Annotated in this window: 6 protein-coding genes; 2 read left to right on the top strand and 4 right to left on the bottom strand. The window is 67.0% G+C overall.

Features of this window, described 5'->3' with window-relative positions; translation table 11 throughout:
- Window positions 1-308: 308 nt before the first annotated feature.
- From ACFPK0_RS03555 to ACFPK0_RS03540, 4 genes are read right to left on the bottom strand one after another with little or no spacing between them, the layout of a single operon-like run.
- Window positions 309-8,087: a hybrid non-ribosomal peptide synthetase/type I polyketide synthase gene (locus ACFPK0_RS03555; protein ID WP_377338398.1), complete on the bottom strand. Its 7,779-nt coding sequence runs from the start codon at window positions 8,085-8,087 to the stop codon at window positions 309-311.
- Window positions 8,084-9,967, bottom strand: coding sequence for a non-ribosomal peptide synthetase (locus tag ACFPK0_RS03550; RefSeq protein WP_377338396.1), 1,884 nt, complete (start codon window positions 9,965-9,967; stop codon window positions 8,084-8,086). Before ACFPK0_RS03550 ends, ACFPK0_RS03555 begins: the two co-directional genes overlap by 4 nt.
- The gene (locus tag ACFPK0_RS03545; protein WP_056081862.1) at window positions 9,967-10,908 is read right to left on the bottom strand and encodes a cupin-like domain-containing protein; all 942 of its coding nucleotides are present in this window, start codon (window positions 10,906-10,908) and stop codon (window positions 9,967-9,969) included. The genes ACFPK0_RS03550 and ACFPK0_RS03545 overlap by 1 nt, the downstream gene beginning before the upstream one ends.
- A 46-nt stretch (window positions 10,909-10,954) precedes the next feature.
- A complete protein-coding gene (locus ACFPK0_RS03540) occupies window positions 10,955-11,902 on the bottom strand; it encodes a cupin-like domain-containing protein (RefSeq protein ID WP_377338394.1) in 948 nt (315 codons plus the stop codon).
- 263 nt (window positions 11,903-12,165) lie between these two features.
- Between ACFPK0_RS03540 and ACFPK0_RS03535 the strand changes: the two genes are divergently transcribed.
- Window positions 12,166-12,804 carry a J domain-containing protein gene (locus ACFPK0_RS03535; RefSeq protein WP_377338392.1) on the top strand — a complete coding sequence of 213 codons (639 nt, stop codon included), beginning with the start codon at window positions 12,166-12,168 and terminating at the stop codon, window positions 12,802-12,804.
- 125 nt (window positions 12,805-12,929) lie between these two features.
- Window positions 12,930-14,912 carry an asparagine synthase (glutamine-hydrolyzing) gene (gene asnB / locus ACFPK0_RS03530; RefSeq protein WP_377338390.1) on the top strand — a complete coding sequence of 661 codons (1,983 nt, stop codon included), beginning with the start codon at window positions 12,930-12,932 and terminating at the stop codon, window positions 14,910-14,912.
- The last annotated feature ends 15 nt before the right edge of the window (window positions 14,913-14,927 follow it).

Below are 14,927 nucleotides of genomic sequence, written 5' to 3'. Positions count from 1 at the left end.
CCGTTCGCTCCAGCCGTGTGCCGCCTTGCTGCGACACTGACCATTGCGCTTGATCAAGGACCGATGCGCCGCCTGCCGACTTACCGCTGGAAACGGCGAAATGAGACGGAGCTCTCAGACGCTTGACCCCGACTATGTTGACACATGGAAGGCGCCCGGAAAATTGCGTCACTCCTCGGCGGGAGGGTTGGCGGCAAGAGTCCGGGAACGCTGCCGTGACCCAGGCGTACGAGACCGAACGGCGGCGGGTGCGCCCTCGCCTGTGTTGCTTTGCCGGGCAACTGCAACCGCTGAACGAATCGCCGTCCTCACCCCAACCCCAGCAAACGACGCAGCCGTGCACCGAACGAGGGCGTGCCGGGTGCAGCCGTCGCCGCGGTTTCGGGCAATTCCCTGGCCAGCGACGCCAGCGTGCCGGTGGCGATATCGAGCAAATGAATGCGCACGCCTCTCTCACGCTGGACCCGGGTGGCGAACTCGACTGCCAGCAGCGAATGGCCGCCGACGTCGAAGAAATTGTCGCTCTCGCGGGCATCCTCGACCCCGATCAGCTCGCGCCAGATGTCCGCGATGTAGATCTCGCGCAGGTCCATCTGCGTCGACCGTTTCGCCGAGCCCGGTGAGGGCGCGGCGAACTCCGCCGCTCGCGTGGGCAGCGGCAATGCCTTGCGGTCGATCTTGCCATTGGGTGTCTTGGGCAGGCTCTCGAGCCGCTCGATGTGTTGCGGCAGCATGTAGGCGGGCAGCCGGTCGCGCAGCCGATCGCGCAGCTGGGCGAGCCAGGCCGGGTCGTCCACCGCTGCCGCCACGTACAGCACCAGCCGCACGTCGTTGTCGCCGAAGGGCTGCGCTACCGCCACGCATTCGCGCACGGCCGGATCGGTGCCTGCCGCGGCCTCGATGTCGCCCGGTTCGATGCGATAGCCGCGAACCTTCAGCTGATGATCCACGCGGCCGTGGAAGAACAGCACGCCATCACGCTCACTGCCCAGATCGCCGGTGCGGTACATGCGCGATCCGTCCGTGGCAAACGGATCGGGGCGGAAGCGCTCCGCGGTGAGGTCGTCGCGGAACAGGTAGCCATCGGCCACGCCATCGCCGCCGATCCAGATTTCGCCGACCTCGCCTTGCGGCACTGCTTGCCGCTGCTCATCGAGGATGTGGATGCGCGTGCGGGCGATCGGGCGCCCCAGCGGCACCGGGCCCGGACCCGGCTGCACCTGCATCAGGGTGGACCAGATCGTGGTTTCTGTGGGGCCGTACATGTTCCACAGCTCACGGCATTTCCCGGCCAGCAGGTCGGCGGTGGCCCGCGGCAGCTCTTCGCCACCCACCAGCAATTTGAGCTTGCGCATGACGCCCGTGGCATCGTGGTCGGCCAACATCCGCAACAGCGCGGGCGTCGTTTGCAACACGCTGGCCTGGCACTCGCGCAGCAACTGCAGCAACGCGTCGGGGTCGCGCTGCTGCGCATCGCTGGCCACCACCACGCGGGCACCGGCGATCAATGGCAGGTAAAGCTCGAGGCCGGCGATATCGAACGACAGCGTGGTGACCGCGCACAACACATCCGCTTCGTCGATACCCGGCTGCGCACGCATGCTGGTGAGGAAGTTGGCCAGATTCCGGTGCGAAACACATACGCCCTTCGGCTGACCGGTCGACCCTGACGTGTACAGCACGTAGGCCAGGTCGCTGCCTTCGACGACGGGCAAGGCCGCCGCTGCGTGTGTGCCGGTTTCGATATCGGCGATGGCCAGCAGTTCGAGGCCACGGGCTACGCTGGCCGGCAGCGCATCGACCTCCGCCGTCAACACATGCCGAAGCTGTGCGTGCTCGGCCATGTAGCGCAGGCGCTCCTCCGGGAACGCGGGATCGAGCGGAACGTAAGCCGCCCCATTCTTCATCACGCCCAACACCGCAATCAGCATGTGCTCGCTGCGCGGCATGGAAACGCCAACCAGCTGACCCTTGCCGACGCCGCGCGCGCGCAGTGCCTGCGCAACGGCGGTGGCCCGCCGGTCCAGTTCGGCGTAGGAAAGCGTGCGCCCTTCGCACGCCACGGCAATGCGCTGCGGCGTTCTTTTCACTTGCGCGTCGAGCAGCGCGATCAAGGTATCCGCGGCGCCCGTCCGCTCGCCCCTCTGGGCCACTTGGGTACCGTTGCCAAGCATGTCCGCAAGCACGGCTTCGTACGTCTGGATCCAGCGACGGATGGTGGCGTTGTCGAACCTGGCCGTGGCGTAGTGAAGATCCAGCGTGAGCGTTTTCGCTGTGTCGTTGAGGTTGAAGAACAGGTCCCACGCCAGCGCGGCGCGACGGCAATCGTGGAGCTCGTGCTCCAGGCCGCTGAAGGTGACGTCCGGCACACGCGGATTGAGGTTGAAGATCACCCCGGTCAATGGCGTGCCGCCGGCGCGGCGATGCAGGCCGAGCGCACGCAGGATGTTCATGAAGGTGATGTCCTGGTGCTCGGACGCATCAAGCAGCGCTGCATGCGTGCGACTCACCAGCGCTGCCGTGGTCGCGGCGGGATCCACCTTCAACCGCACCGGCAGCGTGTTGACGCCATCGCCGATCAGCGCATGGCTGCCTGCCAGCGCCTGGCCAGCAAACGGGATACCGACCGCGAAGTCGTGTTGCCCGGTCAAGCGCGAAATCCACGCGCCAAAGCCAGCCAGCAACAAGCTGTACAGACTCACGCCCAGCCGGCGCGCTTCCTGTTTGAGCGCGGCGGTCAGCGCGGGCGGGAACGCATGGCGCTCGGTTGCCGCGGCAAAGTCCAGCGCCGCCTGCGGGTGGTCGCCGGGCAACTGCAGCGCAGCCGGTGGCGTCGCGTAGACAGCCTTCCAGTAATCGAGCTGACTGGCCTGCGTGCGGATTTGCCGCGACCGCTCATCCAGTACGTAGGCACGGAACGACTCCGCCACCGGCAGATCCGGCGCGCGGCCGGCGACGGCAGCGTTGTAGCAACGAGCCAGTTCATCCATGAACACGGCCACCGACCAGCCATCCATCACCAGATGGTGCGAGATCACGTGCAGACCATGGCTTCGTTCGCCCAGCCGCACCAGGCTGAAGCGCACCAGCGGCGCCCGGGTGGTGTCGAAAGGCAGGCCCATCTGCGCTTCGCAGTACGCAGTGAAGCGCGTCTGCGCCTCGTCACCGTAGCCCGCGTAATCCATCTCGGCCAGCGGCAAGGGCGTGTCATCGTTGACCCGCTGGCTTTTGCCATCCGCCGCGAAACTCAGGCGGAACGCTTCATGGCGCGACCATACCGTTTGCAGCGCCTGCCGCAGCGCGACCGCGTCCAGCGCGCCCTCTAGCCGCAAGGCCATCGATTCGTTGAACGCCAACTCGGCAGCGCCGCCGTACTGGCCGCCCAGCCATTTCTCCAGCTGCCCTTCGCTGAGTGGTGCTTCAGCGGGAAGCCCGATGGCGGAGGCATCTGCCTCGACGCCAACCGCGGGCGCATGGGCCGGTTCGGTCGATGCGTCGCGTGGCGTCAGCACATGGCCGTCCATCAGCGCATCCACCGCCGCCGTAACCGCTTCCACGATCCGCGCCACCTCGGCGTCGCCATGCGCCACCGAGAGGAAGCAGTTGAATTGTTCGTAGACGTGCAGGCCCTCATGGCGCAGGCGGTACCAGAACAGGCTGGCGCAGGGCTGATCGTCATCGACCAGGATGCGCCACAGCGAGCTGTAGCCCAGCGCGGTGAGCGGCGCGCGACGTGCCTTGAATACCGCATTGAGCTGATCGATCAGGCCGGTCGTGCGCGCATTGAGGCCGGCCTGCAGCGCCGGCCCCTGCTGCTTGACCCAGCTCAGCGCGGCATGAGCTGCGGCCAGCGCCAGCGGGTGGCGCACGAAGGTGCCGGCGAAATAGGTGACGCCCGCTTCGGGGTAGCTTTCGTCACCGAACTGCCAATGGCCGCCATCCAGCGCATCCATCCAGCGCGTGCCGCCGGCGATGGCCGCGAACGGCAGGCCGCCGCCGATGATCTTGCCGTAGGTGGCGATGTCCGCACGCACGCCGTAGTACTCCTGCGCGCCACCGGGCGCCATGCGGAAACCGGTGATCACCTCGTCGAAGATCAGTGCGCAGCCGCCGTCGTTGCACAACTCGCGCAACGCGCGCACGAACGCATGTGGCTGCAAGGTGGGGTGCTTGCTCTGCACCGGCTCGATCATCACCGCGGCCAATTCGTGGGCGCGCTCGTGGATGACGCGCAGAGCTTCGTCGCTGCCGTAATCGAGCACCAGCACGTTCTCCACCGCATTGGCGAGGATGCCAGGCGCGGCCGCGATCGAACGCAGCGTGCGCGTGCCGCGCACGATCACCTCGTCGAAGATGCCGTGGTAGGAGTCGCGGAAGATCACGATGGTCTTGCGCCCGGTCACGGTGCGGGCGATGCGCATCGCACCCATCACCGCTTCGGAGCCGGTGTTGCAGAACGCCACGCGCGGCATGCCGGTCATGTCGTTGATCAGCTGCGCCACGTCGGCGGTCAGCGGATGCTGCGGCCCGATCTCCATGCCGGCGTCGAGCTGCGCATGCAGCGCGGCGGTGATGAACTCGGGCTGGTAACCGAGGAAGTTCACGCCGAAGCCGTTGAGCAGGTCGATGTATTCGTTGCCATCCAGATCCCACAACCGCGCGCCCTGCGAGCGCTCGACCACGATCGGATAGGTAAGCTCCTTCCACAGCGGATTGAAGCCGGTGACTACGCGCGGGTCGGCCATCAAGGCACGATGTTGCTGGCTGAAGGCCTTGGAGCGCGCGGTGCGCTGGCCATAGGCCTGGCTGAACGTATCCACCCACGCGCGCTGCGCCGGGTTCAATTCGCCATGACGCGCGGTGACGATGCGGGCGGACGCGCCGAACGGCCGCTCCACCAGATTGGCTTCGGGCACGACTTCGCCGGCGGCGACCTGGGCTGGCGCTTCAACGGGCGCAACCGCCGCCGTTCCGCCGGCCAGCGCGCGCAGCAATTCGGCCTGCTGGTTCATCAGCGCCATCTGGCTCTGGATCAGCTGGGCCAGCGCCGACGGATCAGTGCTGGTACCCGTGGGCGCGGGCGCCGCGATCATCGGGGCAGCGGCGGCGACAGGCTCGGCGGGGAGCGTCTCATCGAGCAGCGCCACCAGCCGCGAAACGCTGTCCAGATCCTCCATCAGCCGACGGAATTTCAGCTTCACGCCGTAGCGCCGCTCGATCTCCAGCGTGGCCTGGGTGAGCGCCAGCGAATCGAGCCCGAGGCTGAGAAAGCTGTCGCCCTCATGCGCGGGCGCGATGGTTTCGCCGCTGAGGTTTTCGAACAGTTCGCGCAGCTCCTGCGCCAGACGCGACGCGCGCGCCGGCACTGCCGGCGTCGCGGCGGGCGCGATGGTCGATGGCAATCCTTCGTGCATGGTGATCTTCCCTTCCGTGACGTGTTGCGTTGCCGAGGCCGCGGCGGGTGGCTCGATCCAGTAGCGCTCGCCGCGAAATGGATAACCGGGCAACGGCACGCGCCGGCGCTGCTGGCCCGTGAAATAGTCTGCCCATGCTGGTGCGACGCCCGCGCACCAGCATTCGCCCAGTGCGCGCTGCAGGTGTTCCGACGCATCGCCCGGACGCGCCGCCGGGCCAAGCGATGCCACCGCGCGGCCACGCCCATCGAGCATGCCGCGCGCCAGACCCGTCAGCGCCTGCGCCGGCCCGACTTCCAGCAGTACCGCTTTTTCCTGTCGCGCCAGCACGTCCTGCACTGCCTGGACAAAATGCACCGGCTGGCGCAACTGGGCGCACCAGTAATCCATCGAGGTGGCCTCGGTGGCCGTGATCGGCGCACCGCTGACGCAGGAATAAAACAGGCGCTGCGGCGCGTGCAACATCACGCCCTCGAAAGCCTGACGGAAAATCGGCAGCGCGCCGTCCATCGCGGCGGAGTGGAATGCATGGCTCACCCGCAAGCGGGTTGATGCGATGCTGTCGCTGGAAAGCGCCTGCGCAAAACCATCGATAGCCGCTTCGCTGCCGCTCACCACGGTCAACGCGGGTGCATTGTGACCGGCGATTTCCACACCGGGCGGCAACTGCGACGACAAGCTCTCCGCATCCAGCCGCACCGCCAACATCGCACCGCGGGGTTGCGCGGCCATCGCCGCGCCGCGAGCGACGACCAGCTTCAGCGCGTCGTCCAGGCTGAACACGCCGGCGCGGCAGGCGGCCACGTATTCGCCAATGCTGTGGCCGATCATGGCGGCCGGCTGCACGCCCCACGACTCCCACAGGTCGGCCAGTGCGTATTCCACCGCGAACAACGCTGGCTGGGTGAAACGCGTATCGGCCAGCGCGGCGTTTGCCGCTTCCTCATCACCGGCCGCAGGCAGGATCAGTGAACGCAGGTCGCGACCCAGGCAAGTGGATGCGATGGCGCAGCAACGCTCGAACGCATCGCGGAAAACCGGCTCGCTGTCGATCAGCTCGCGGGCCATGTGGGCATGCTGCGAACCCTGCCCCGGAAACAGGAACACCGTGGAAACCGAAGACGCTACAGGTGCCTGCGCGGACAGTTCGGCGAGCCTGGCGCGCGCGTCGGCCACGTCGCGGGCCACCACGCAACCACGCACCGGCAGCGCACGCCGTCCCACTGCCAGCGTGTAACCGATGTCGGGCAGTGAGGCGTCGGGGCGATCCGCCAGTGCGTCGGCCAGCTCGGCGGCACGGCGCAGCAGCGCAGGTTCATCGCGTGCGGACAACGGCAACAGCGTGAACGGCCGACCCGGCGCGGCGGCCTCGGGCAGCGGCGCTTCCTCCAGAATGACGTGCGCATTGGTGCCGCCCACGCCGAACGAACTGACGCCCGCACGCCGCGGCCGTGCGCCACGCGGCCAGTCGATCAGTTGATCGGCGATCTTGAACCGGCCGGACGCGAAATCGATCTCCGGATTGGGCGTGCGGTAATGCAAGGTGGGCGGAATCCTGCCGTGGTGCAGCGCCAGCGCGGCCTTGATCAAACCGGTCACGCCGCTGGCAGCGTTGAGATGACCGAGGTTGCCCTTGACCGACCCCAGCCAGCAGCTGTCGCCGGTAGCCGGTGACGCGCCGAATGCACGGGTCAGCGCGGCGACCTCGATGGGATCACCCAGCGGCGTCGCCGTGCCATGCGCTTCCACGTAACCGATCGAATCGGCCTCCACGTCGGCGCTGGCCAGCGCCTGGGCGATCACCGCCGCCTGCCCGCGCACACTGGGCGCGGTGAAGCTGGCCTTGTCGCCGCCATCGTTGTTGACGCCCACGCCGCGGATCACCGCGTAGATGGTGTCGCCATCGGCGATGGCCTCGGCGACGCGCTTCAGTGCCACCACCGCGCCACCGGACGAAAACAGCGTGCCGTTGGCCGAAGCATCGAAGGGGCGGCAATGGCCATCCTCCGACTCCATGCCTCCTTCGACCGGCAGGTAACCGGACGCCTGCGGCACCACGATGTTGATGCCTCCCGCCAAGGCCAGGTCGCACTGCCAGCTCATCAACGCGTACCAGGCCTGCGCAATCGCCACCAGCGAGGTGGAGCAGGCGGTGTGCAGGCTCAGCGCCGGGCCGGTGAGGTCGAGTCGATGGGCCACGCGCGTGGCCACGTAATCCTTCTCGTTGGCCAACATGGTGGCGAACTCGCCGGCGGCCTGGACCAGGTCCGCACGTGAATCCACCAGCTTGCGGTAGCCGTTGTTGGATGTGCCGGCGTACACGCCGACGCTGCCGGGAAACTGCTGCGAATCCACGCCGGCGTTTTCCAGCGCGTTCCAGCACAGTTCGAGAAACACGCGCTGCTGCGGATCCATCAGCAACGCTTCGCGTGCGGGAATGCCGAAGAACGCCGCGTCGAAACGATCGGCATCGGCGATCACGCCGCGCGCGGGCACGTAGCGCGGATGCGCCCGCAGGTCGGCCGCGATGGACGGCGACAATTGCTCGGGGGTGAAGCGGGTGATGCTCTCGCGTCCGGCCAGCAGGTTGCGCCACAACGCATCGACCGAATCGGCGTCGGGGAAACGCCCAGCCATGCCGACGATGGCGACGCCTTCGATATCCTGGTTCATTGCATGCCTCCACGCCTGGGCGCAAACCGCGCCAGCGCCGCGCGCTGACGATTGCCACGTGCCAACTCATCGGCTGCCGACGGCACCACGGCCGGCGCGTCCGACAACAGCGAAGCCAACCGGGCGACGCTCGGATGCTCGTAGATTTGCGCGGCGCTGAGCGTGTGAAAACCGCGGCGGCGCAACTCCGTCAACGCCCGCACCACGGTCAGCGAACGCGCGCCAAGGTCGAACAGGTTCTGCTGCACGTCGATCTCGGCCAGGCCCAGCAGCTGTTGCCACAAGCCGCGCAACTGCTGCTGCAGCGGTGCGTCCTCTTGCCAGGTCAATGGCGGGGCGGCGTTCGCGTTCGCCAAGGCACGCCGATCGATCTTGCCGCTCGCGGTGAGCGGCAGCAGCGGCACCACCACGAACGCGTGTGGCTGCAGATACGCAGGCAACCATCGTTCGCCATGCGCGCGCAGCTCCCGCAGCAGCACGGTTTCATCCGCCTGCGCATCGCGCGGCACCACATGCGCTACCAGTCGCCGGCCTTGCGCATCATCCACCGCCACCACGACGGCCTCGGCGACGCCGGGATGGCGGCCCAGAACCGACTCGATCTCGGCCGGCTCGATGCGGAAGCCGTCCAGCTTGATCTGCTGATCCAGCCGGCCGCGATAGGCCAGCACGCCGTTGCCGGTATCGCACACGCCATCGCCGGTGCGATACCAGCGCTCGCCATCGAGTTCGATGTACCGTTCGGCGGTGAGGTCCGCACGATGGATGTAACCGGCGGCAAGACAATCGCCGCCCAGCAGCAACTCGCCTTCGGCCGGGGCCTCGACATCTCGCAGCGAATCATCGACCAGGCGTACCCGCACATGCGGCAGCGGTTGCCCGATCGGCGGCAGCTCGGGCCAGTTCGCCGCATCGCCCTCCAGCTCATGCGCCGTGACCACATGCGTTTCGGTGGGACCATAGTGGTTGTGCAGCACGCCACCGTCGAGCCCGGCAAACAGCGTGCGGATCGCCGGCGTGACACGCAACTGTTCACCGGCCGTCACCACGTCACGCAAGGTGGAAGGCATCTGACCACCGGTCGCCACCGCTTCGGCCAGCGCCTGCAGTGCCACGTAGGGCAGGAATATCCGTTCGACGCGTTGCCGCGCGATCAACGCCAGCAGCGCGTACGGATCGCGGCGCTCCGCTTCCGTGGGCAATACCAGGGTGCCGCCGACGGCGAAGGTCACCAGCATTTCCTGGAACGACACATCGAAGCTCAGCGGCGCAAATTGCAGCGTGCGCGCGGCGTGCCCAAGCCGCGGATGCGACACATGCCACGCCACCAGATGCCCGAGCACGGCGCTGCGCATGGCCACGCCTTTGGGGCGCCCGCTGGAGCCGGAAGTAAACAGGACGTAGATCCACTCACCCGGCACCTGCGCCGCAAGCGGTGCCATCGCAGCCGCTGCCGTTTCGAGCTGATTGCGATCAACGCGGGTTGTGCCGTCGGGAAGCTCGTAGCCGGCCTGTGCATCCGCGATGAGCAATCGCGGCCGCGCGTCTTCGAGCATGGCCGCCAACCGGGCCGGCGGATAGGCTGCATCCAGTGGCAGGCAGGCGCCGCCTGCCAGCAAAATCGCCAGCATCAGTACCAGCGTGGCGGGGTCGCGCTCGGCCACCAGCGCGATCACGTCGTTCGGCCGCATGCCCTGTGCCTGCAGCGCGGCGGCCAACCGACCGGCCCGATCCAGCAGCTCGGCGTAATCGATTGAAGCGTCATGCGCGCACAACGCTATCGCCTGCGGCCGCAGGCGCGCCTGTGCGCGGATCAGATCCAGCAGGTGCCCGGCGGCTTGCTCGCTGGATGGCACCGTGTCGGCAATCACGTCGGACATTATCGGTTTCCCCAACCGCGCGACTGATTGGCACCGAAAGCCTCGCCCACGCTCAATACCGGGCCCAGCAAACGCAGGTACGCGCCCAGCAAGAATCCTTTCAGCGGATGTCCCAGCCGCTGTCGCTGCTCGACCACGTCACCGATGAACGCCGACCAGTTGTCCGGCCCCAGCTGATCGAACGCGATCGAGATCGTCATGTTCAAGCTGCGCGCGGTATGCCACCAGCCGCACGGCAGGAACAGCGTTTCACCCGCGCGCACCACGATCTTTTGTGATTTCGCCTGGCGCAACAGCGGGTAGCGCTCGTAATCGGGATGGTGGTGATTCTGGATGCTGGATTGCCAGGGCATGTCCGGATTGACGTAGAGCAGGTGCTCCTGTCCCGGCGCGTACACGGTGAATTCCTTGTCGCCATGCAACTGGGTGATCCACGCATGCAGGCGCATCACGTCGTAATGCAGGTAGGGGAACTCGCCACCCGGACCACCGAAGAAAATCTCCAGGTTGTTGACCGACCGGAACAACTGCTGCGGCAGCAGCGGGTTGGCCTGGCGGTCGGGCAAGCTGTAACGGAACCGCGGCGTGACCTCGGGCACCAGTTCGCGGAAATCCCTGGCGATCTCGAACTTGCACGGATACGGCGCCGGCTGCTCCACGGTGGAGGCTTCCAGCAGATCGATCAGCTCGCCCAGCGCGTAGTCGCGGCCGCGTACCCGCACCGTGCGACTGCCGTAGGCGCGGCGAAAATCGTCAGGCGTGGCGCGCCCGTAAATGGGCCACTCGCGGGCGGCGTCGACCAGGATGACCGGCCGCCGGGGCTTGCGATATTCGGCGATGAACTCGCCCACGCCCATGCCGGCGATGCGCTGCACCGGTACGACATCATCCGGCGGCATCAGGGCCTCGGACGCAACCGCTGCGGAAATCTGCTCGTTCATTGCCTTCGTCCCCTGTGTGCCGCGCTCGTGTCGGCAATATCCATGATCAATGCACACCCCAGTCGCCGCGGCGACCGGCCCCCGACCGCCTGGCGTCCCACCGCTCGGAGAAATCCAGCCATGGGCCCAGCATGTGCAGATAGACGGCCAGCACGACAGCCCGACCGTTACGCTGCGCCCGGCGTTCGGCAGCGCACACCTCATCCACGAACTCGGCCCAGTTATCCGACCCCAATTGATCGAAAGCAACGGTGATGCCCACGTTCAGGCAGCGCGCCGTGTGCCACGTACCGCAAGGTAGAAACAGCGCCTCGCCCGCATGCACCACCACCTTGTGGCAGCGCGCCTGGCGAAACAGCGGAAAGCGCTCGTCATCGGGGCTTTCCGAATGCTCCACGCGGGACAGCCACGGTTTCAGCGGGTCCACATAAAGCAGCGGCTCCTGCCCGCGCTCGTACAGGGTGAACTCCTTGTCACCGTACATCTGCGCGATCCACGCATGCATACGCAGATAGTCATAGTGCAAATAGGGGAACTGGCCGCCGGGCCCGCCGAAGAAGATCTCCAGGTGGTTGACCCACTCGAACAACACCTTGGGAATCAGCGAACTGGCGTGGCGGCTTGGCAGGCTCTGGGCAAAGCGCGGGCTGATGTCCGGCAGCAGGCTGGCGCAATCGGAAAAGGTGCACGGGTAAGGCCCCGGATGCTGCTCGTCGGACGCCTCCTGCTGCTCGATGACCTCGGCCAGCCGGTAATCGTGGCCACGTATCCGGATCAGCCGGTCGCCGTGCTCGCGCTTGAAAAAATCGGGCGTGTAGCGACCAAGGGCCGGCCATTGGCGCAGCGCATCAGTGAGGATCACGGGGCGTCTTGGCTTGCGGTAGCGACGGACGAACTCCTCCTGACTCAGCCCGCTGACACGCTCGATCGGTTCGGCCGCGTCGACATCGACGCAAGGCGGGGCCGCGACGGCGCCGGAATCATCGAATGTCATGTTGCCCCCTTGTCCGCCCGGGACGTCTCATGCGGCGCGGCTCGCCCGCCGCTGCCACCGACCGTGTCGCCGCCCTGAACCGGCGGCGTCTGCCACCCGTATTTGTGTGATCCATATCACATATCGGGAAAGCTATCTTATACTTGTCGTTGATCAAGGGCGATGCCCGGACGCCGTTCCGGCCAGCCTTTGGTGGCGCCGCGCCACAACATCGAAGTCGCGTGACAGGGGCTCGCACGCGGCGCCGAACAGGGGGATGCACCGTGGCACGCGACACCGATTTTCTTGAGCTGTACCGGGACCTCGGGTTGAACCCCGACTGCGGACTGACCGAGTTCAAGCAGGCCTATCGCCGTCGCCTGGCCGTCCTGCACCCGGATCGGCAAACCGCGGCCACGCGTACGCCGCCGGCCGAACTGCAACGGCTGACGGCGATGTACGGCGCCGCCATGGAATTCCAGCGCCGCCACGGTCGCCTCCCGGGCGCGCCGCAAGCGCGTCCGGCCCGCAGCGTGAAGCCCGGCCGGTCGTCACGCCCGGCCATCACCGCGGCGCCCAACGGCCGCTCGCGACGCATGCTGGTGTTGCTGGGGGTTTCGGTCGCGGTGTGGCTGCTGTGGAACAACGAGCCAGCGCAACAACCGCACATGACCTGGTCCCTGGCCGCGCCGTCGCAGCCGACGTCACCGGCGAAAACCACGGCCAAGGTTTCTCCGCTGGCGCCGGGGCTCGGCGAGGACGCCGTGCGCGCAGCGGAAGGCGAGCCGCTGATCATGAGCGACGGCCGCTGGGAATACGGCCCCTCGTGGGTCCGCTTCGAGGGTCACAAGGTGGTGGACTGGTACAGCTCGCCACTGCGCCCGCTGAAATCCGCGCCATCATCGTCGATCTCGCCGCCATGAACTGCCCCGGCACGACATCACGCCTTCACTCCCACGCCGACAACGGTGGCGATGAAGCCCTCCCCGCCCCTTCCCGCCACGCCTTCATTCGGGCCTGATCACCAAGACACCGGAGTCCGCGTCACATGTGTGGAATCGCAGGTTTTTCAGGCGCTCCCGCAGCGCCCGAAACAGCTCGGGCCACGCTGGAGCGGATGATCCATACGCTGCATCACCGCGGCCCTGACGGCTACGGCTTCCATGTGGGCAACGGCGTGGGGCTGGCGCATGCGCGGCTGTCGATCATTGATCTTGCCACCGGCCAGCAGCCGATCCACAACGAGCGGCGCACCGTGTGGACGGTGTTCAACGGCGAGATCTTCAACTACGTCGAACTGCGGCAGCAGTTGGAATGCCAAGGCCATCGTTTCTATACGCGATCCGACACCGAAGTGATCGTGCACCTGTACGAGCAGCACGGCGATGACTTCGTCAGCCATCTCAACGGCCAGTTCGCGATTGCGCTGTGGGACGCCGAGCGGCGCCGGCTGCTGCTGGCCCGCGACCGCACCGGTATCCGTCCGCTGTTCCATACCCGCGCCCACGGCCGGCTCTGGTTCGGTTCGGAAATCAAGGCCTTGCTGACCGTGTTGCCGCAACGGGCCACGCTCGATCCGACAGGCCTGGCGCAGACGCTGAACTACTGGGGCCCGGTCGACCCCGCCACGGTCTTCGAGGGCATTCACAGCCTGCCACCCGGCCACGTACTGACCGTGGACGACGGCGGCCGCGAAACGCTGCGCCGTTACTGGGACTGGCGTTTCCCCGCCGCCGCGGATCAGACCATGGCGAGCGCCCGGCGCATGTTCGGCTCGGAGGAGCAGGCCGCCGCCGAGCTGCGCGAGCTGCTGATCGACGCCGTACGCCTGCGCCTGCGCGCCGACGTGCCGGTCGGCGCCTACCTCAGCGGTGGGCTGGACTCGTCCGGCATCGTGGCGCTGATCCGTCGTTTCACCGACACGCCGGTGCGCACGTTCTCGGTCGCGTTTGCCGACAGCGAGTTCGACGAAAGTGCGGAACAGGCCGCCATGGTGCGTCACCTGGCCACCGAACACACCACCATGCACTGCTCGCGGCGCGATATCGGCATGGCCTTTCCGCAGCTGATCCGCCACACCGAAACGCCCATCCTGCGCACGGCGGCGGCGCCATTGATGCTGCTCTCCGCGCGCGTTCGCGCCGGAGGCTACAAAGTGGTGCTGACCGGCGAAGGTGCCGACGAGGTATTCGGCGGTTACGACATTTTCAAGGAGGCCAAGGTGCGCCGCTTCTGGGCACGGCAACCGCAGTCACGCTTCCGCCCACGACTGCTTGGACGCCTTTACGGCTATCTCGAAAACTCGCCGGTCGGCAACGCCGCGTTCGCCCAGGCCTTCTTCGGCAAGGGCATGGAACATATCGACCGGCCCATCTTCTCGCATGCGCCACGCTGGGCCACCTCGCAGCATGCGCTGCGGTTCCTGTCGGCGGACATGCGCGCCAGCATCGGCGACTGGCAGCCGCTCGACGGATACGAGCAACGGCTGCCGGCGTCCATCATGTCCTGGCACCCGTTGGCGCGCGACCAGTACGTGGAGGCCAAGTCGCTGCTGGCGGCATACCTGCTGCCGGCGCAGGGCGACCGGGTGGCTATGGCCAACTCGATCGAGGGGCGCTTTCCCTACCTCGATCACCGGTTGATCGAATTCGCCAACCGCCTGCCACCGAGCTGGAAGATCCGCGGCCTCACCGAGAAATACCTGCTGCGCCGTGCGCTCGACGGCCTGCTGCCACCGGACATTCTTCACCGCACCAAGCAGCCGTATCGCGCACCCGACCAGTCGAGTTTCTTTTTCGACGGCAAGCCGCTGGATTACGTGGCCGACCTGATGAGCAGCGAACGCATCCGCGCCGCCGGCTACTTCGACGCCGACGCCACCGGCCGTTTGTTCGACAAGTGCCGCCGCGGACGCGCAATCGGGTTCGCCGACAACCAGGCGTTCGTGGGCATCCTCTCGACCATGCTGCTCGATGAAACCTTCCTGCGTCGTTCCTCCCGCGATCCGCATCGCGACCTCTGCAGCGCCTGAATCTCCAACCCAAGG

This window comes from Rhodanobacter ginsenosidimutans (assembly GCF_042655685.1).
Classification (GTDB): domain Bacteria; phylum Pseudomonadota; class Gammaproteobacteria; order Xanthomonadales; family Rhodanobacteraceae; genus Rhodanobacter; species Rhodanobacter ginsenosidimutans.
This window is presented reverse-complemented; position numbering and strand designations above follow the sequence as displayed.